This is a genomic window from Paenibacillus sp. PK3_47 (assembly GCF_023520895.1).
Lineage (GTDB): Bacteria > Bacillota > Bacilli > Paenibacillales > Paenibacillaceae > Paenibacillus_AQ.
In genome coordinates this window covers 6,761,028-6,779,067 of sequence record NZ_CP026029.1, presented here as the reverse complement: position 1 = coordinate 6,779,067, position 18,040 = coordinate 6,761,028, and the positions used below count along the sequence as shown (strand labels likewise).

Below are 18,040 nucleotides of genomic sequence, written 5' to 3'. Positions count from 1 at the left end.
TATATAACGTAATATAGCGCCCTGTGATTGATTGTGCAGGGCGTTTTTTCAACATATCAGCAAGTATTGAGGTGACAGAGAGCAATGGTAATCCAACTGAATGAGGAGCCGGAAGAGCAGGACGAGCAGGTTCTGGCAGATTTCCCTGATAATGAGCAGCTTGTGATCACGAAGGTGGAACGGCTGAAGAAATCGGATCACCGCTATATCATCCATTTCGGATCGTATAATATGACTGTCCATGAGGATGTCATGATCAAATACCGGATGATAAGCGGCAATTCTTTTATGAAAGAAGAACTGACAGAAATTGTGGTCGCTGATGAACGTCAGCGGGCATATGTGGAAGGACTGCGTTATCTGGAGCGCAAGCCGCGTACAGCCCATGAGATTACCCGCCGTTTACGCGAGAAGGAAATAGGAGAGACTATAATTGCCGAGGTCGTGCAGCGTCTCCAGCAGGAACGCTTCATAGATGACCCTCTGTACGCCCAGCAGTGGGCCGAGCAGCGCATTATGAACCAGCGCAAGGGCAAGATGTGGATCAGACAGGAGCTGCGGGAGAAGGGCATTGACAAGGCGCTGATCACGGAAGCGCTGGAGAATATTACACCTGAACAGGAACTGGAGAGCGCCCTGCAGACAGGCAGGAAGAAGTGGAATCTGATCCGCGGGGATGTTAATGACAAGCGCAGAAAGACAGGTGCTTTTCTCATGCGGCGGGGATATACCGGCGAAATGGTAAGACAGGTGCTGAACATCCTGCGTGAAGAAGAAGATTTTGACGGTGAAGACGAGGAACTGTACTATCCTGACTGAATGTCTTGACTTTAATGACTATATCGACTCTCTTGACAATGTCTTTTTATAAATAATAAAATATAACATGAATCGGCACGAAATAAGAATCCTTTTTCCTTCCCAAAAAGCAGAAACTTATGAACCGGTTCGCGTACAACTCATATGAAATGTAATCGCCGGATAAGGCGGGCAGTGTGCATGTGCAGCATGTGCAGTATGGCAATCGGTGTATTACCGGTTTTTTGTATGGTGATGAACGGATAGTTTGACAACTGCACAATTTCCCATGGACTTATGCCATGGAATAACCAACGAGGAGGTGAACAGATGCAAGCTTGGATCTGGGTCATAATCGTTCTCGTTGTAGCTGCATTATTCTTTGGATTCGGTTATTTTATTCGTAAATCCCTTGCAGAAGCTAAGATTCAAAGCGCTGAGAGAGAAGCTGTAGTCATCGTGGATAACGCGAGGAAAGAGGCGGAGGCGCTGAAGAAGGAAACGGTACTCGAAGCTAAGGACGAAGTCCACAGAATCCGTACTGAAGCTGAGAAAGAAACTCGTGAACGCCGGAATGAAATCCAACGGCAAGAGAGACGTTTGCTGCAAAAGGAAGAGTCCCTGGATAAAAAAATGGAATCGCTTGAACGAAAAGAAGAACAAGTAGCTAACAAAGAGAAACGAATTGACGAAACACAACAGCAAATTGATGTGATTTACAGAAATCAGGTTACAGAATTGGAGCGTATCTCCAATTTGAGCATCGATGATGCAAGAAGCATCATTCTAAGCAATGTAGAGCAGGAAGTTCGCCACGAAACCGCTCAAATGATCAAGGAAATCGAACAGCAGGCCAAAGAGGAAGCAGACAAGAAAGCACGCGAAATCATTACATTGGCTATTCAACGCTGTGCAGCTGATCATGTTGCGGAGACAACCGTGTCGGTAGTTACACTGCCGAATGAAGAGATGAAAGGCCGGATTATCGGCCGCGAAGGCCGCAATATCCGTGCACTCGAAACTCTTACTGGTATTGATCTCATTATCGATGATACGCCGGAAGCCGTTATTTTGTCGGGCTTTGATCCGATCCGCCGTGAAGTGGCCCGTACGGCACTTGAGAAGCTGGTTGCAGATGGACGTATCCATCCGGCGCGGATCGAAGAGATGGTCGAGAAATCCCGCAAAGAAGTGGATGAGCGGATTCGTGAATACGGTGAACAAGCTACCTTCGAGGTTGGCGTTCACGGATTGCATCCGGATCTGATCAAAATTCTGGGCCGTCTGAAATTCCGTACAAGTTACGGGCAGAATGTACTCAAGCACTCCATGGAAGTTGCATATTTGACTGGACTTATGGCCGGTGAGCTTGGGGAAGACATCGTGCTTGCAAAACGTGCCGGATTGCTTCATGACATTGGTAAAGCGCTTGACCATGAAGTCGAAGGTTCACACGTTGAAATCGGCGTGGAGCTGGCGAAGAAGTACAAGGAACATCCAGTGGTTATTAACAGTATCGCTTCCCACCACGGGGACTGCGAAGCTACATCGGTTATTGCGATGCTGGTTGGCGCTGCTGACGCATTGTCGGCTGCACGTCCAGGCGCACGCCGTGAGACTCTGGAGACCTATATCAAACGTCTGGAGAAGCTGGAAGAAATCTCTGAAAGCTTTGAAGGTGTTGAGAAATCTTACGCTATTCAAGCGGGCCGTGAGGTTCGCGTAATGGTACAGCCTGAGAAGATTGATGATGCGGAATCCTTCCGTCTGGCCCGCGACATTACGAAGATGATCGAGAGTGAGCTGGATTATCCAGGTCATATCAAGGTTACCGTTATCCGCGAGACACGGGCAGTGGAATACGCTAAATAAGAAGGAAACGGCCCCCCTTGCGGGGCCTTTTTCTATTCAACCTATCAGAAAGCATATCGTTGCGGGGATAAATTGAGGAGGAGAACAACATTAAAGTTTTATTTATCGGTGACATCGTAGGCAATACAGGCAGAAAAGCGCTTCGCGAAATGCTGCCTTCGCTGAAAAGCAAATATCAGCCGCATATTATTATTGTGAACGGTGAAAATGCAGCGGCAGGCCGGGGGATTACGTCGGCGATCGCCAATGAATTTTTCAATTGGGGTGTTCATGGCATTACACTCGGGAACCATACCTGGGACAATAAGGATATTTTCGACTTTATCGATGACGAGCCGCGCATGATCCGTCCGGCCAATTTCCCTCCGGGAACGCCTGGCAGAGGATATACGGTGGTTAAGGGCAACGGCAAACAGCTGGCTATCGTCAATTTGCAGGGCCGCACCTTTTTGCCGGCGATTGATGATCCGTTCCGGATCGGCGAAGACATTGTGGACGAGCTGCGGCGGGACTATAAGTGTATTCTTGTAGATTTTCACGCTGAAGCTACTTCAGAGAAAATTGCCATGGGCTATTTTATGGATGGACGTGCTTCTATCGTAGTAGGTACTCATACCCATGTGCAGAGCAACGATGATGTGATTCTGCCCGGAGGGACCGCTTATTTGACCGATGCAGGCATGGTTGGTTCAAGGGAAGGGATTCTGGGTATGGAAAAGGATGCGGTTCTCTACAAATTCACTACCCAGCTTCCGGCCAGATTTGTGGTAGACGAAGGCAAATGGCAGCTGCACGGGTTATTCGCGGAGATTGACGAGGCTACGGGTAAGGCAACGCGCATGGAAAAGATCCGGATGCGTGAAGACGAATGGGTCATGAGTTAGTCCGGGATACAGTAAAATAGGTATTTCGGGAATAAGCGCTGTTTTAGGGTAAAGTGTGATATTTTTTATATCGAAAAAGAGTATCTTTTGCACCAATTTCTCCAGAGTAGTCCGCAAAAAGAAGGAATTATTTCTTCTCTCGCGAATAACATCTACAGTAGTGGAAGAACACCATTATTTTTCCCAGGGGAGGTACTTACTATGGATGTATTAAAAGTATCAGCTAAATCCAATCCGAATTCCGTTGCCGGCGCATTAGCGGGTGTTCTTCGTGAACGTGGATCGGCCGAGTTACAAGCAATTGGAGCAGGAGCACTGAACCAGGCAGTAAAAGCTGTAGCTATCGCCCGGGGATTTGTTGCGCCAAGCGGTGTGGACCTGGTCTGCATTCCGGCTTTCACAGACATTGTGATCGACGGTGAGGACCGGACAGCGATTAAACTCATTGTAGAACCCAGATAAGGGAATAAATTTGTGAATGGGCCTGTTTACTTGTGTAAACAGGTTTTTTGCTGTGCAGCGGTTTATGCGCTATTTCCAGTATATCCGGTATAAATCCGCACATCGGCAGCTTAAGAAAGATTTACATAAGGCTTACGGCATAAGCTGAATAGAGTATGAGTAAAAGAATATGCGGATTAATTATACTGGACCAGAAAGCGGGGGTTGTTCAATGGGCGGGGCAAAACGGCTGGAGGTGGCGGACTTTCATTGTGATGTACTGAGCAAGCTGCAGGCATCACCTGATCTTGATTTTGAAGCGGGAGCAGGTCTTGATGTCACTGCAGGCAGACTGGCTGCCGGAAATGTCAAACTTCAGGTCTTTGCGATTTATTTATCTGCTGTCAGGGGCAGAGCAAAATTCGAGGATGTTCTCGGCCAAATTGAACTGTTCCGGGACAAAATTGCGGGCACAGGCGGGCTGCAGTGGCTGCGTTGGCGGGAAGAGGCGGAAGACCAAGCGGCAGCTGCAGCGCACCGCGGACTGCTCTCTCTGGAGGGCGCAGACGGCCTGGAAGGCAATCTATACTATGCAGAGCTGTGCTTTCAGTTAGGCGTACGCTTTCTCGGGATTACCTGGAATTATGCCAATTGGGCGGCGGACGGAGTATTGGAAACGCGGAATGGCGGTTTTACAGAAAAGGGCCGGGAGCTGATCTCCTGGTGCAACACAAGCGGAATGCTGATGGATGTATCCCATTTGTCACCTGCGGGATTCTGGGAACTGACAGAGCGCAGCAGGCTGCCGTTCATTGCCTCTCATTCCAATGCAGCAGCGGTCTGCAGCCATCCGCGTAATCTAAGTGATGAGCAGATCAAGGCTTTAATCGCCATCGACGGGCGGATGGGGTTAACCTTTGTACCATGGTTTGTCAGTGATGTGAACGAGGTGAAGGCAGAACACTTGCTGAAGCATATCGAACATGTATGCAGCCTTGGCGGGGCAGGGCATCTGGTGTTCGGATCGGATTTTGACGGCATTGACCGCTGGATCACTGGCCTTGAGCATCCCGGAAAATATCCTGAATTCGCGGAGCTTCTGCTGCGGTATTATCCTGAGCAAGAGGTTAGAGGGTGGCTGTACGGTAATGCACAGAGCTTTTTGTGTACATATTTACCGTCAAAAGCTTCCATGCCTTAACCCATCTCCATATAAAATTAAAATGGCAAATCCGTGACGATCCTGGCCGTGAAAGCGGTAAATGTCGAAAAAAAGCTGATCAATGTGACGGGGGTCTTTTTATTTTCGGGTAATAAGAGGTATAATGGTCAATGGCTTGTACAGATACTAGAGAAAATACAAGGAGTGACTTACAATGAGCAAGACTGTACCCGTAGGTGTGTCGGCCCGGCATATTCACCTTACGCAGGAGCATGTGGAAGCATTATTTGGCCCAGGTTATCAATTGACCGAGTTCAAACCGCTCTCCCAACCAGGACAATTCGCAGCAAACGAGCAGGTAGCCGTAATCGGCACCAAAGGAAAATTCGACAAGGTCAGAATTCTTGGACCTGTCCGTCCGGCCTCCCAGCTGGAAATTTCCCGCACCGACTCTTTCAGCCTCGGCGTGAAGGCCCCTGTCCGTGAATCCGGACATATTGACGGCACACCAGGCATTACACTTAAAGGACCAGCAGGTGAAGTTGAACTGGAGACCGGCGTAATTATTGCAGCGCGTCACATCCATTTCCACACTTCCGAAGCAGAAGCTTGGGGCATCGCTGACAAGCAAATGCTCAAAGTGCGCCTTGGCGGCGAACGCGGTCTGGTACTGGAAAATGTACTGGCACGTGTATCCGACAATTTTAAGCTTGATATGCACATCGACACCGACGAAGCAAATGCTGCTGGTGCCAATAACGGCGATACAGCTGAAATTGTTGACTAGGTTAAATAACATGAAGCAGCGGGGGATGATTCCTCCGCTGCTTTTGTTTGTGTTATTGGTGTAAGCACTAAATTTAGTTCTCATCTGTCACAAGTTGTGTTATCATTATTTGTTATGACTTTTAAACGCGGTATGTGGAGACGCGGCATTGAAGTCCACAAAGCAGTCTGATCAATATTACATGTATTCATAATTAAGGAGAACAAATGACATTTAACGATTTAAATATAACCCCGGCAATACTGAAAGCCTTAAGCAAAGAGAATTATACAACACCAACGCCTATACAGGAGCAGTCGATACCGGCCGTACTGGCCGGAAGGGATCTGCTGGGTTGCGCCCAGACAGGAACCGGGAAGACGGCAGCCTTTTCTGTCCCGATGATCCAGCTGCTGAGTGCCCAGAAGAACACTGCCGGTGGCGGCACCCGGCGGATCCGTTCGCTGATTCTCAGTCCGACCAGAGAGCTGGCCCTGCAGATTGCCGAGAACATTACGGCCTACGCCCAGTTTACTCCGCTGCGCTGTACAGCCATTGTAGGAGGCGTCTCGCAAAGAGTTCAGGAACGGGCACTCAGCCAAGGGGCAGACATTCTGATTGCTACACCAGGCAGACTTATCGACCTGATCAGCCAAAAGAAAGTCGATCTGCAGCATGTGCAGATTCTGGTCCTGGACGAAGCCGACCGGATGCTGGATATGGGCTTTATCCATGACGTTAAACGGATTATTGCCAAAATGCCTGCCAAACGGCAAACCCTGTTCTTCTCGGCAACCATGCCGCCGGAAATCTCCCAGCTGGTCAAAACACTGCTGGTGGATCCGGTGAAAATCGAGATTACTCCGGTATCTTCAACGGTGGACCGGATTGAGCAGTCGGTGTATTTACTGGAGAACGGCAACAAGCAGAAGCAGCTGAACCGTCTGCTCCAGGACCAGTCGATTGTATCCGCCCTGGTATTCACCCGCACCAAACGCGGCGCAGACCGGGTTACCCGTGACCTCGCGAAAGTGAACATTACGGCTCAGGCCATTCACGGCAATAAATCACAGAATGACCGCCAGAATGCACTGAGAAACTTCAAAAGCGGAGCGACAAGGGTGCTTGTAGCGACCGATATTGCCGCCCGCGGCATTGATATCGATGAGCTGTCCCATGTGATCAATTTCAATCTGCCGAATATTCCGGAAACCTATGTTCACCGTATCGGACGTACGGGCCGGGCAGGGTTAAGCGGAACGGCCATATCCCTGTGTGAAGCAGAGGAGATTCCGTACCTGAAGGATATCCAGAAGGTAATCGGCAAGATCATTCCGGAAATCACGGAGCATCCGTATCCGATGCCGGCAAGCTCAAGAGCGCTGCTGGAAGACCGGTCTGCAAAGCCTTCTTCCAAACCGGCGGCACAATCCAAGGCCAAAAAGAATCCTCCGCGCAAGCCGAAATCCGAGTGGTTCACGCAAGGCAATCTGCCTAAAGCGGGAACAGACGGCAAGGAAGGCCGCCGGCCAGCCGGTAATTCTGCAGGCAGACAAGAGCGGCCAGGCAAACCGGCGGGAACTGCTGGGACTGGCGGGAACCGGAAGAGTACAGCCGGTGCCAGAGACGGTTCCCATTCATCCGGACGGCAGAACGGCAATCAGATGAGAGACAGAAGCCAGTCCGCCAGGACGGGCGGTAAATCTGCTGCACCTGCAGGCAGAACCAGATAATCAGCAGCTGACCGGCCGTACAAGCTTATAACGGTGAATACGATCCCCTTCATAAAGACAGAGAGAGCCAGCTGTGGTACTGTCTTTAGGAAGGGGCATTTTTATGAAATGAAATTACAGGGCGGGGATAACGATGAAACTGGAACGGCTGATCTCCATCATCTACAAGCTGTTAAATCACGAGGTTCTGTCGGCTGCTGTACTTGCTGAGGAGTATCAGGTGTCACCAAGAACGATTTACAGGGATATCGATGTGATCTGTGCCGCAGGCTTTCCGGTCGTTTCGTATCAGGGGACAAAGGGCGGATACGGAATGATGGACGGTTACAAAATGGATAAAAGCCTGCTCGGTACCTATGATGTGAATTCATTGGTTACTGTGCTGCACAGCTTGTCTACCGTATTTGAAGATGAGCGTGCCCAGGGAACGATTGAAAGGCTGCAAAGTCTTGGACCTGAGCATCAGGCCTCCAGCCTGTCGGTGGATTTTGAGACCCGCCGTACGGCACCTGAGGCACTTCGTCTACTGCGGACGGCCGTCACCGGGCATAAAGTAGTCACCTTTGAATATATCAATGCCAAGAGCGAGCGGTCGGTCCGCAAGCTGGAACCGGTCCGGCTTGACTTTAAATTCAGCAACTGGTATGTCTACGGGTACTGCCGGAGCAGGAGGGATTACCGGGAATTCCGGCTGTCGCGGATGCTAAATCTGCTGCTGACTCCGGAGACGTTTGAGAATCATCAGGCGGCGGCGGATGAGGCTGCGGCTGCAGGAACAGAACGGGCAGGCCAATTGGAGAAGGTAGTGATCCGGGTCAGGCCGGAGGCTCTGGCTGAGGTCATCGATCACTTCAACACGTATGATAAACAATTTCATGAGGACGGCAGCATGACGTTGACCCTTTCAGTATACCAGCCTCTGCAAGCCGGATGGCTGAGGAGTATTCTGCTTGGTTTTGGCAGCGGGGCGGAAGTGCTTGAGCCTCAGGAGCTGCGCGTGATTTTGAAGGAACAGCTGCAAAAAACACTCAAACTTTATGAAGAAGTATGACGGTCTGTTGTCATACTTCTTCTTTTATGATGACATTAGAAACTTTCACTACCACTTGCACTATAAGGAGAAGATCTAATGACAAATCATGCACTGGAAATGTACAACTATCACGTTTGGGCGAACGGAATGATCATGGGGAGAATAAAGGAGCTGCCGCCAGCTGTACTGAGCCAGGAGGTGAACAGCTCATTTCCGACCCTTGCCCATGCCCTGAGCCATATCTATGCGGTGGATAAAATGTGGTACCTCGTTGTAACAGGCACCGGCATGCCGGAAGCGCTGGAGTCCTCCATTCCGCTGAACACAAGCCTTCTGCAGTCGGTGGAGGAGTATGAGAGCAGCTATACCCGGTTAACAGGCCAGTTCAGGGAATGGCTGCAGAACCAGGGCGATCTGGAGCAGCGCATTCCGCTCGACAATCCTTTTGCCGGACACCGTGAAACAAGCTTTGCGGAAATTGTCCTGCATACGGTGAATCACGGAACCTATCATAGAGGCAACATATCAACCATGCTGCGCCAGCTGGGTCATGCGTCGGTCATGAATGACTATTCACTTTTCTGGTACCAGCAGCCTGCTGTTGAAAGGAATTTATGAATGGCCGGCTATGAAAGTGGACAATCTGCTTACCCTATCAACCCGCGCTGCGCTCAGGGCTTGGCTGGAGGAGAATGGCGGCACTGAACCATGCTGCTGGATCATAGTCAGTATGCTGCCCGTCCCGGATAAGCTGCTGTATCTGGATGCGGTCGAGGAAGCTTTATGCTTCGGATGGATCGATGGTGTCAAAAAGAAAATATCTGAAACAGAGCTTGCCCAGCGATTATCCCCCCGGAGCCCAAAAAGCTCATGGACTGAGCTGAATAAGGAACGGGTCCGCCGTCTGGAAAAACTGGGACTTATGCGTGAGGAAGGAAGAAGGGTGCTTCCTGATATGAGGCCGGATGCTTTTGTAACCGATAGTAGGATTGAGGAACGGCTGAAGGCGGATAGAGCAGTCTATGCCAATTATTTGGGATTCCCCGGTCTTTATACAAGGGTGCGGATCGACACGATCCAGAGCTGCAGAAGCCAGCCGGCGTTATATAACAGCAGGTTGGATAAATTTATAGCCAACACTAAGGAGAATAAAATGTACGGCGCTTGGCATGATCATGGGCGGCTGCTGGAGTATTGAGGTTGGCTGATTGGAAAAAACGGAACAGGCAGCGCTAAAAACCCGCATGACACATGAACTTGTGTTGTGCGGGTTTTATATCTATTAAGCGTAAATTATCCGGCCAGATAAGAGTTCAGTTCCACACGCAGCTCATCACTGATGGAGGTCATCGGCAGGCGGAGGGTGTCGGAGGAGATTTCTCCGGTTGCGCTAAGCAGCCATTTGATCGGTGCTGGATTGGACTCCTTGAACAGCAGCTTCATCAGCGGCACCATCCGCTCGAAGTCGGCTCTGGCAGCATCCACCCGGCCCGCTTTATACTGTTCATAAATACTGAGGAATTTCGCAGTGTGGACATTGGCGGAAGCCAGCATGCCCCCGGCTGCTCCGCAGCCCAGCATATCGAAGAAGTTCAGATCATCGCCGCATAGCACCGGCTTGGAGCCGAGACGTGTCAGCTCGGAGACGAGCAGCGGAGAACCGGAGCAGTCCTTCAGTCCGACGACGTTGTCCATTTCGAGGATGGTACGGGCGGTTTCTACAGACATGCCGACACCGGCACGGCCGGGAATATCATAAGCCATAATCGGAATGCCGACTTCAGCAGCCTTGCGGAAATGCGCGATAATTCCCTGCTGGGAAGGGCGGCTGTAATAAGGTACGACTACCAGGGCGGCGTCGGCTCCGGAATTTGCGGCAAGCTCCGTCCGGGCAACGGTGGAAGCCGTGTCATTGGTGCCTGTGCCGATCACAAGCGGAATGGTGCTGCCTTTCAGCAGCTCCCGTGATGCATCAACGAGTGTCTGCAGCTCTTGTATGTTTACTGTTGGCGATTCTCCAGTGGTTCCATTAACGACCAGACCATGAATATTGTTCTTGATGATGTTGTTCACATAACGCTGATACGAATCCAAATCAATTTCGCCTGCAGCATTGAACGGAGTAACCACGGGAACATAAATTCCATAAATCTGTTCTGCTGTTAACATGAATATCGTCCTCCAAGTGTATAAATCCTCTTTTATTATACTTTAGCATGGAATATTTCATCGGCGTTATCTATAATAAATGATATGGGTCATCATTATTATTGATGTTAGGGTGAAAACAATGGATTTAACATATATGCGGACTTTCCGTGAAGTAGCCAAACGGCAGAGCTTTACCCGTGCGGCAGAAGAGCTTGGTTATGCCCAGTCGAGTGTGACGATGCAAATTCAAAAGATCGAGAAAGAGTATGGAGTACCTTTGATGGAGCGGCATGGACGCGCCTTGCGTTTAACGCCTCCCGGGGAAGAGCTGCTGAAGCTGTTCGTGGAAATTCTTGATTTATATGACCGCTCCAAAGAAACAATTGCCCAGCAGATCGGCGGAACGCTGACGATCGGGACGATCGATTCGCTGGCCGCTTTTTATCTGCCGCCGTTTTTGCAGCAGCTGCGCACCACGTTCCCCGGCCTCAATATTTCACTGCAGACAGAGCAGGAGGCCAATCTGGTGGCCAAAATCAGGGACGGTGAGGTGGATATCGGCCTGATGCTGGACAGGAACAGCAGTGATTCTGTACTGCAGCGCACGATCATCCGCAATGAACCGCTGGTGCTGGTGGCTCCGGCTGATCATCCGCTGGCCCGGCTTACGAACGTAACTTTACAGGATTTGAATAACTGCGAGCTGATTGTTTCCGAAGAAAGCTGCATTTACCGGAGCCTGTTTGAGAACCTGCTGCGGGAGCACGGGATTATTTTCCGCATCGGCTTTGAGCTGTCCAATCTGGAAGCGATCAAGCGCTGCGTCCGCAACGGTCTGGGCATAGCCCTGCTGCCGAGAATTGTCGCTGAGGAGGAGATTGAGCGGGGGACGCTCTCCGAGCTTTCTTTTGCCCATCCGGAGATTCATTTCGATCTTCAGCTGCTGATCCACCCCAAGAAGTGGAAATCACTGCCGCTGCAATCCCTGATTCAGATGCTGCTGGAGGATGGCAAGGCAAAGCAGAGCAGGCGGTTGTATGAGGAATTCAGGAGGGAACATGATCCTTTTCAGAAACGCCACAGTACATGATTTAAATGCTGTTGTTCAAATGCTTGCAGACGACGAATTGGGCCGGGCCAGAGAGCGTTACGAAACACCCCTGCCTGAAAGCTACTTCACAGCTTTTGAAGCTATTGATGCGGACCCGAATAATGAATTGATTGTGGCCTGCCGGGATGATGCAGTAGTTGGTGTGCTGCAGCTTACTTTTACACCTTATCTGACCCATCAAGGCAGCTGGAGAGCAACAATAGAAGGAGTTCGGACGGCAGCTGCAGAAAGAGGTAAAGGGATCGGCAGCAAGCTGATCCGGCGGGCGGTCCAGCGGGCCAAAGAACGCGGCTGCCGGATGATTCAGCTGACGACGGATAAGCAGCGGGAGGATGCCTTGCGTTTCTATGAGCATTTGGGATTTGAAGCGACGCATACCGGGCTGAAAATGAAATTGTAATTCCGTACAACAGCGTCACAAATGGGAGGAGAACCTATGAAAATTATTGAGCTTCCGGTTCAATTTATGTATGAAGGACAGACGTACTATATTTATCCGAGCCTGATCGAAATGAATAATGAACTAACCCTGGTTGATACGGGGTATCCCGGATTTCTGCCTCTGATTGAAAGTGCGGTAAAGGAGCAGGGATATGATCTCGGGCAGCTGAAGCATATCGTAATTACCCATTATGATGACGACCATATCGGGTCCCTTTATGATTTTAAACAGAAGTATCCCGGAGTAACAATTATAGCAGGTGAACGGGAGGCTGGCTTTATCAGCGGTGAGGTGAAATCCGAACGGTTAGTGCAGGCGGAGAATTTGCTCGCGGATATGCCGGAAGAGCAGAAGGAATTCGGACAATCCTTTGTGGATACGTTAAAAAGCCTGCGGCATGTTCCGGTTGACCGGACCGTACGGGACGGGGATTGGCTGCTGGACGGAGCCTTCCGGATTATGGCTACACCAGGCCATACGTCAGGGCATATCTCATTACACCTGCCTGAACTCGGCAGCGTCATTACAGGTGATGCGGCTTACATAGAGGATGGAGGTACGGAGCTGCTGGTGGCCAATCCGCAATTCTGCCTGGATCTGCAGGAAGCTGCAAAGTCCCTGGAGCTGCTGAAAAGCCTGCAGGCCAGACACTATTACTGCTACCATGGCGGATCACTACATATATAAAGGCCGGAATGCCGTGCATTTTTATTGTCGAAAGGATACAGCTATGCAGCAAGATATTGACACCAAAAACGGTAATATGATATATAAAAGGGAGTGTTAGCACTCACCTTATTGGAGTGCTAAACCATCCGGAAGATATCAGAGGGTTATTTTTGAAAGGAGATTATGTTATCCATGGTCAAAAAAGAGTTTAAAGCCGAATCCAAACGACTGCTGGAAATGATGATTAACTCCATTTACACACAGCGGGAGATTTTCCTGCGGGAGCTGATTTCCAATGCAAGCGATGCCATCGACAAAATCTATTACAAAGCACTGGCCGACGACAGCCTGGTGTTCAATAAAGAGGACTATTTCATTAAAGTCACTGCCGATAAGGACAGCCGCACGCTGACCATCTCTGATACAGGGATCGGGATGACCCAGGAGGAGCTGGAGAACAACCTCGGGATTATTGCGAACAGCGGATCTTTTGCCTTCAAGAAGGATAACGAAGCGAAGGACGGCCACAACATTATCGGGCAGTTCGGGGTCGGCTTCTATTCCGCTTTTATGGTGGCTGACGATGTTACCGTAATCAGTAAAGCGCTGGGCAGCGACCAGGCGTTCAAATGGGAATCCCAGGGTGCAGACGGATATACAATTGAGCCTTACGAGAAGGAAACCGTAGGTACGGATATTATTCTTAAGATTAAAGCGAACTCCGAAGAGGACAACTACGATGAGTTCCTGGAAGAATACCGCCTGAAATCCATCATCAAGAAGTATTCCGATTTTATCCGTTTCCCGATCAAGATGGATATTACCAGCAGCAAGCCTAAGGAAGGCAGCGAGGGCGAGTTTGAACAAACCACTGAAGAGCAAACCGTCAACAGCATGGTGCCGATCTGGCGCAAGAACAAAAATGAACTGACTGAAGAGGATTACAACAACTTCTACAACGAGAAGCGCTACGGCTTTGATAAGCCTTTGAAGCATATCCATATCAGTGCCGACGGCGCCGTGGTTTATAATGCGATTCTGTTTATCCCTGAGAATACTCCGTTCGACTACTACACCAAGGAATATGAAAAAGGTCTGGAGCTCTATTCCAACGGTGTGCTGATCATGAACAAATGCGGCGATCTGCTGCCTGACTACTTCAGCTTTGTCAAAGGGATGGTGGATTCCGAGGATCTGTCGCTTAACATCTCCCGCGAGCTGCTGCAGCATGACCGCCAGCTGACGCTGATTGCCAAGAACATCAAGAGCAAGATCAAGAGCCAGCTCCTGAGCCTGCTTAAGGATGAGAGAGAGAAGTATGAAACGTTCTATAAAGCTTTTGGCAGACAGCTGAAATTCGGTGTGTACAATGACTACGGTATGGAAAAAGACACGCTGCAGGATCTGCTGATGTTCACCTCTTCCAAAGAGAAGAAACTGGTGACACTGGCTGAATACGTGGAAAGAATGCCGGAAGACCAGAAGTATATCTACTATGCATCCGGTGAATCGGCTGAACGGATCGAGAAGCTGCCGCAAACCGAGCTTGTTCTGGACAAGGGGTACGAAATTCTCTACTTCACCGACGATATCGATGAGTTCGCGATCAAGATGATCATGTCTTATAAGGAAAAAGAATTCAAAAACGTCTCCAGCGGTGACCTCGGCATTGAGGATGCTGCAGACAAACCGTCTGAAGAGGAAGAGAACGAAAACAAAGGACTGTTCGATGCAATGCAGGGCGTTCTGGCCGGCAAAGTAAAATCAGTCAAAGCCTCCAAACGGCTGAAGTCCCATCCGGTATGTCTCTCCACAGAAGGCGAGCTGACGATCGAGATGGAAAAAATCCTCAAGGCCATGCCGAACGGCCAGGAGGTGCAGGCGGACAAGGTGCTGGAAATCAACATCAATCATGACGTGTTCAAAGCGCTGAAGGCTGCCTCAGGCGACCAGGAAAAGCTGGGCCTGTACACGAACCTGCTGTATAATCAGGCGCTGCTGATCGAAGGATTGCAGGTCAGTGATCCTGTACAATTTACTAACGACATTTGTAAAATCATGGTGTGAGGTCGGCGGCTAGGTGCCGTGTGGACTTCTGAACCGAAAGAACCCGCCTCCGGTGCTGACCGGGGCGGGTTTTTGGTGTTGTTCAGAGGAAAAGGTGAATCGCCTTTTTTTGTATAATAAAATTGACATGATGTATAGTTTGGTATACATTATGTTTAGTATACTTTACCTTGTCGAAGGCGGTGTAATCCATGACTTACCAAGAAAAGAAGAGCATCGTATCGCTGATCAGCACCATTCTCATTTTTACTGTGTATTGCTTGTTCAAGTACCCTGAGTACCCCAATGAAATGTTGGATTCTAAAGTAACCTTCCATTACTGGGGATCCTTCGTTCTTGTATTGACCCTTATTTCCGTCGCTGCACATATTGTGATCAGTATTATTTTTAATATCGTCTTCCGGATTACTACGGGTGAAAAGGAACCTGCATTTGCGGATGAACTGGATGAGCGCATCGGCTTGCTGGCCTTCCGGAATTCATTTGCCATCTTTGTCACTGGCTTTCTGCTGGCTATGGGCTCATTGGTGATAGACCAGCCCTTAAAGGTGATGTTCATCGTCCTAATCGTCTCCGGATTTTTTTCAGACGTAACGGGTTCAATATCGAGACTGTATTACTACAGGAAAGGAGTCTAAGATGGGTAAAGTTCTTGTTGGCAATCACATCAGAAAACTGCGATTCAATCATGATGAAATGACCCAGCAGCAGCTGGCCGACAAGGTGGGTGTAACCAGGCAAACGATCGTGGCTCTTGAAAAAGGAAACTACTCCCCCTCACTGGAACTGGCCTTTCGCATTGCCCATGCCTTTAGCTTGCCTTTGGAAGAAATATTCTTTTATGGAGATAGCATAGATTAGCAAAGGAGAGAAAAGGGTTGTTCAGCGACACTGCTGCCGCGATGTTCCCGCTCTTGTAATATGGAAAAAGTACAATCAAGGAGGGGAAAGGATGAGAGCAATTGTATATGCCAAATACGGGCCGCCCGATGTTCTTCATCTGAAGGAGCTGGAGAAACCCGCACCCGGAGATCATGAAATACTGGTCAGAATATATGCAACAACGGTATCAGCGGGTGACTGGCGCATGCGTAAGGCCGAACCCTACCTTGCAAGATTGTACAATGGTCTCTTAAGACCCAAAAAAGTTACCATATTGGGGTTTGAGTTAGCTGGGGAAGTGGAAGCTGCAGGCAAAGATGTATCAAGATTTAAAGCCGGTGATCAAGTATTTGCGTCGTGCGGTTTTGGGTTCGGTGCCTATGCCGAGTACAAATGTTTGCCTGAAGATGGTATGGTGGCCATCAAACCGGCCAATGTGAGCTTTGAGGAGGCTGCGGCTGTTCCTGTCGGGGGAACAACTGCATTGAACTTTCTAAGGCAAGGGAATATCGCGAGCGGAAAGAAGGTTCTTATTTATGGAGCCTCTGGAAGTGTGGGTACTTATGCGGTGCAGCTTGCCAAATATTACGGGGCAGATGTAACAGCGGTATGCAGTACTGCCAATCTTGAGATGGTAAGCTCTATAGGAGCGAACCGGGTCGTAGATTATACGAAGCAGGATTTCTTGGCGCTTGAAGAAACCTATGATTTAATCTTTGATGCCGTCGGGAAACCGGTATCGAATATCAATAAATCAACATTCAAAAAAGCACTGCGTCCGGACGGAAATTATGTTAGTGTGCATATGTCACAAAAGCCCCGCGTAGAAGACCTTATCTTTCTGCAGGAGCAGCTTGAAGCGGGACATATTAAACCCGTCATTGATAGACGCTATTCGTTAGAACAAATTCCAGATGCCCATCGTTATGTCGAGCAAAAACATAAGAAGGGCAATGTGGTTATAACTGTAACACGAATGGACGGCACTTAATATAAACGTCCTTCACTCACAAGTTAGTTAAATGAAACAGCGACGGTTCAGGACTTTATTCTCCAGTCCTTTGCTGTCGCTGTTTCATTTATAGAGGATCGCTCAGCTAATGCTTAGGCTGAAAAATCCCGATAAATTTCACCGCCAGAGCGGACAGGTATTTGTCTTTGAGCCAGACGGCAGCGATCCGGGTGTTCAGCGAGTCGCTGCGGATTTCTTTGGCGGCCAGGTTGCTGTTGTCAGCAAGTCTGTAAGCAGATCTTGGAATAATACCGACACCAAAGCCGGCATTGGCCCACAGCAGGGTGGTGCGGGCATCATCATTCATGCAGAAGAACTGCGGGTCAAAGCCGTGCTCCAGACAGGTCTCACGGATAAGCCGCTCGAACCGCCGGTAAATGATCAGCGGCTGATGCTGCAGCTCACTGATGTCAATGACTGTCCGTTCCCCGGTCCAGTCATACTCTGGAGACATTACGGCAATCATAGGTTCCGTTGCCGTATAGATACAATCCAGGCCCGCACTGCTGAAAGGTGTACGGACGATTCCGACCTCTATTATGCCTTTGTGCAGCAGATCCAGGATCCGGTAAGTGTTGCCCTCATGAATCTCGAACTTCACATCGGAATAGCGGTGATGGAACTCCAGCAGCCGCTCCTGAAGCAAAGTCGATGCCGAAGAAGAGACGGTGCCGAGAGAAAGCGTGCCCGATACGCCCTTTACATAATCTTTAAGCTCCCGTGCAGTAGAATCGGTCAGCTCCAGAATCTGCTGAGCCCGTTCCCGCAGAATAATTCCGGCATCAGTCAGCTGAATACTGCGCGGTCCCCGCTCCACCAGCTTGACGCCAAGCTCTTCCTCCAGCAGCTTCAACTGCTGGCTGAGCGGCGGCTGTGCCATCTGCAGCTTGCGTGCTGCTGAAGTGATTTGTCCTTCCTCGGCAATAGCCAAAAAATATTTGAGCTGTCTTATGTCCATAGCTAACCTCCGGGTCATAACATATGTAATTCGTATCGCAGGGATACGAAACCAATATT

At 49.6% G+C, this 18,040-nt stretch carries 19 protein-coding genes; 17 read left to right on the top strand and 2 right to left on the bottom strand.

From position 1 onward, the window contains the following. Positions 1-84: 84 nt before the first annotated feature. The 10 genes from C2I18_RS29465 to C2I18_RS29420 all read left to right on the top strand — a co-directional run bounded on the left by C2I18_RS29465 (position 85) and on the right by C2I18_RS29420 (position 9,887). Positions 85-819 (top strand): regulatory protein RecX, encoded by a 735-nt coding sequence (locus C2I18_RS29465; RefSeq protein WP_249899232.1) that lies wholly within the window; start codon positions 85-87, stop codon positions 817-819. Positions 820-1,128: 309 nt separating this feature from the next. Then, positions 1,129-2,670, top strand: coding sequence for a ribonuclease Y (gene rny, locus C2I18_RS29460; protein WP_249899231.1), 1,542 nt, complete (start codon positions 1,129-1,131; stop codon positions 2,668-2,670). An 89-nt stretch (positions 2,671-2,759) separates the two neighbouring features. Further along, positions 2,760-3,554, top strand: a complete 795-nt coding sequence (locus tag C2I18_RS29455; protein WP_249902295.1) for a TIGR00282 family metallophosphoesterase — start codon at positions 2,760-2,762, stop codon at positions 3,552-3,554. Positions 3,555-3,755: 201 nt separating this feature from the next. Next, on the top strand, positions 3,756-4,016 hold the full coding sequence (locus C2I18_RS29450; protein ID WP_068723905.1) for a stage V sporulation protein S: 261 nt from the start codon (positions 3,756-3,758) through the stop codon (positions 4,014-4,016). A 211-nt stretch (positions 4,017-4,227) separates the two neighbouring features. Next, positions 4,228-5,196 carry a dipeptidase gene (locus C2I18_RS29445; RefSeq protein WP_249899230.1) on the top strand — a complete coding sequence of 323 codons (969 nt, stop codon included), beginning with the start codon at positions 4,228-4,230 and terminating at the stop codon, positions 5,194-5,196. A gap of 175 nt (positions 5,197-5,371) precedes the next feature. Continuing rightward, positions 5,372-5,944 carry a phosphate propanoyltransferase gene (gene pduL, locus C2I18_RS29440; protein ID WP_249899229.1) on the top strand — a complete coding sequence of 191 codons (573 nt, stop codon included), beginning with the start codon at positions 5,372-5,374 and terminating at the stop codon, positions 5,942-5,944. 206 nt (positions 5,945-6,150) lie between these two features. After that, complete coding sequence (locus C2I18_RS29435; protein ID WP_249899228.1) at positions 6,151-7,656, top strand: DEAD/DEAH box helicase; 1,506 nt, start codon at positions 6,151-6,153, stop codon at positions 7,654-7,656. Positions 7,657-7,789: 133 nt separating this feature from the next. Beyond that, entirely contained in the window at positions 7,790-8,707 is a 918-nt protein-coding gene (locus tag C2I18_RS29430; protein WP_249899227.1) for a helix-turn-helix transcriptional regulator, read from the top strand. Between the two features lie 78 nt (positions 8,708-8,785). Then, complete coding sequence (locus tag C2I18_RS29425) at positions 8,786-9,307, top strand: DinB family protein (RefSeq protein WP_249899226.1); 522 nt, start codon at positions 8,786-8,788, stop codon at positions 9,305-9,307. 10 nt (positions 9,308-9,317) lie between these two features. Continuing rightward, positions 9,318-9,887: a YdeI/OmpD-associated family protein gene (locus tag C2I18_RS29420; protein ID WP_249899225.1), complete on the top strand. Its 570-nt coding sequence runs from the start codon at positions 9,318-9,320 to the stop codon at positions 9,885-9,887. 95 nt (positions 9,888-9,982) lie between these two features. Here C2I18_RS29420 and dapA read toward each other — a convergent pair whose 3' ends face one another. After that, positions 9,983-10,858: a 4-hydroxy-tetrahydrodipicolinate synthase gene (gene dapA, locus C2I18_RS29415; protein ID WP_249899224.1), complete on the bottom strand. Its 876-nt coding sequence runs from the start codon at positions 10,856-10,858 to the stop codon at positions 9,983-9,985. Between the two features lie 121 nt (positions 10,859-10,979). Between dapA and C2I18_RS29410 the strand changes: the two genes are divergently transcribed. From C2I18_RS29410 to C2I18_RS29380, 7 genes are all read left to right on the top strand, one after another. Then, entirely contained in the window at positions 10,980-11,930 is a 951-nt protein-coding gene (locus tag C2I18_RS29410; RefSeq protein ID WP_249899223.1) for a LysR family transcriptional regulator, read from the top strand. After that, positions 11,899-12,351 carry a GNAT family N-acetyltransferase gene (locus tag C2I18_RS29405; RefSeq protein WP_249899222.1) on the top strand — a complete coding sequence of 151 codons (453 nt, stop codon included), beginning with the start codon at positions 11,899-11,901 and terminating at the stop codon, positions 12,349-12,351. Before C2I18_RS29410 ends, C2I18_RS29405 begins: the two co-directional genes overlap by 32 nt. A gap of 36 nt (positions 12,352-12,387) precedes the next feature. Then, on the top strand, positions 12,388-13,080 hold the full coding sequence (locus C2I18_RS29400; RefSeq protein WP_249899221.1) for an MBL fold metallo-hydrolase: 693 nt from the start codon (positions 12,388-12,390) through the stop codon (positions 13,078-13,080). 174 nt (positions 13,081-13,254) lie between these two features. Further along, the gene (htpG, locus tag C2I18_RS29395) at positions 13,255-15,129 is read left to right on the top strand and encodes a molecular chaperone HtpG (RefSeq protein WP_249899220.1); all 1,875 of its coding nucleotides are present in this window, start codon (positions 13,255-13,257) and stop codon (positions 15,127-15,129) included. A 191-nt stretch (positions 15,130-15,320) separates the two neighbouring features. Next, positions 15,321-15,767 (top strand): hypothetical protein, encoded by a 447-nt coding sequence (locus tag C2I18_RS29390; protein ID WP_249899219.1) that lies wholly within the window; start codon positions 15,321-15,323, stop codon positions 15,765-15,767. A gap of 1 nt (position 15,768) precedes the next feature. After that, positions 15,769-15,990: a helix-turn-helix transcriptional regulator gene (locus C2I18_RS29385; RefSeq protein WP_249899218.1), complete on the top strand. Its 222-nt coding sequence runs from the start codon at positions 15,769-15,771 to the stop codon at positions 15,988-15,990. Between the two features lie 91 nt (positions 15,991-16,081). Beyond that, on the top strand, positions 16,082-17,002 hold the full coding sequence (locus C2I18_RS29380) for an NAD(P)-dependent alcohol dehydrogenase (RefSeq protein WP_249899217.1): 921 nt from the start codon (positions 16,082-16,084) through the stop codon (positions 17,000-17,002). Positions 17,003-17,108: 106 nt separating this feature from the next. Here C2I18_RS29380 and C2I18_RS29375 read toward each other — a convergent pair whose 3' ends face one another. Beyond that, a complete protein-coding gene (locus tag C2I18_RS29375; RefSeq protein ID WP_249899216.1) occupies positions 17,109-17,981 on the bottom strand; it encodes a LysR family transcriptional regulator in 873 nt (290 codons plus the stop codon). Positions 17,982-18,040: the final 59 nt, after the last annotated feature.

What these genes read in the sequence shown, in the direction of transcription:
- C2I18_RS29465 (WP_249899232.1), top strand. Translation starts at nt 85, where the DNA reads ATGGTAATCCAACTGAATGAGGAGCCGGAAGAGCAGGACGAGCAGGTT.
- rny (WP_249899231.1), top strand. Translation starts at nt 1,129, where the DNA reads ATGCAAGCTTGGATCTGGGTCATAATCGTTCTCGTTGTAGCTGCATTA.
- C2I18_RS29450 (WP_068723905.1), top strand. Translation starts at nt 3,756, where the DNA reads ATGGATGTATTAAAAGTATCAGCTAAATCCAATCCGAATTCCGTTGCC.
- C2I18_RS29445 (WP_249899230.1), top strand. Translation starts at nt 4,228, where the DNA reads ATGGGCGGGGCAAAACGGCTGGAGGTGGCGGACTTTCATTGTGATGTA.
- pduL (WP_249899229.1), top strand. Translation starts at nt 5,372, where the DNA reads ATGAGCAAGACTGTACCCGTAGGTGTGTCGGCCCGGCATATTCACCTT.
- C2I18_RS29435 (WP_249899228.1), top strand. Translation starts at nt 6,151, where the DNA reads ATGACATTTAACGATTTAAATATAACCCCGGCAATACTGAAAGCCTTA.
- C2I18_RS29430 (WP_249899227.1), top strand. Translation starts at nt 7,790, where the DNA reads ATGAAACTGGAACGGCTGATCTCCATCATCTACAAGCTGTTAAATCAC.
- C2I18_RS29425 (WP_249899226.1), top strand. Translation starts at nt 8,786, where the DNA reads ATGACAAATCATGCACTGGAAATGTACAACTATCACGTTTGGGCGAAC.
- C2I18_RS29420 (WP_249899225.1), top strand. Translation starts at nt 9,318, where the DNA reads ATGAAAGTGGACAATCTGCTTACCCTATCAACCCGCGCTGCGCTCAGG.
- dapA (WP_249899224.1), bottom strand. Translation starts at nt 10,858, where the DNA reads ATGTTAACAGCAGAACAGATTTATGGAATTTATGTTCCCGTGGTTACT.
- C2I18_RS29410 (WP_249899223.1), top strand. Translation starts at nt 10,980, where the DNA reads ATGGATTTAACATATATGCGGACTTTCCGTGAAGTAGCCAAACGGCAG.
- C2I18_RS29405 (WP_249899222.1), top strand. Translation starts at nt 11,899, where the DNA reads ATGATCCTTTTCAGAAACGCCACAGTACATGATTTAAATGCTGTTGTT.
- C2I18_RS29400 (WP_249899221.1), top strand. Translation starts at nt 12,388, where the DNA reads ATGAAAATTATTGAGCTTCCGGTTCAATTTATGTATGAAGGACAGACG.
- htpG (WP_249899220.1), top strand. Translation starts at nt 13,255, where the DNA reads ATGGTCAAAAAAGAGTTTAAAGCCGAATCCAAACGACTGCTGGAAATG.
- C2I18_RS29390 (WP_249899219.1), top strand. Translation starts at nt 15,321, where the DNA reads ATGACTTACCAAGAAAAGAAGAGCATCGTATCGCTGATCAGCACCATT.
- C2I18_RS29385 (WP_249899218.1), top strand. Translation starts at nt 15,769, where the DNA reads ATGGGTAAAGTTCTTGTTGGCAATCACATCAGAAAACTGCGATTCAAT.
- C2I18_RS29380 (WP_249899217.1), top strand. Translation starts at nt 16,082, where the DNA reads ATGAGAGCAATTGTATATGCCAAATACGGGCCGCCCGATGTTCTTCAT.
- C2I18_RS29375 (WP_249899216.1), bottom strand. Translation starts at nt 17,981, where the DNA reads ATGGACATAAGACAGCTCAAATATTTTTTGGCTATTGCCGAGGAAGGA.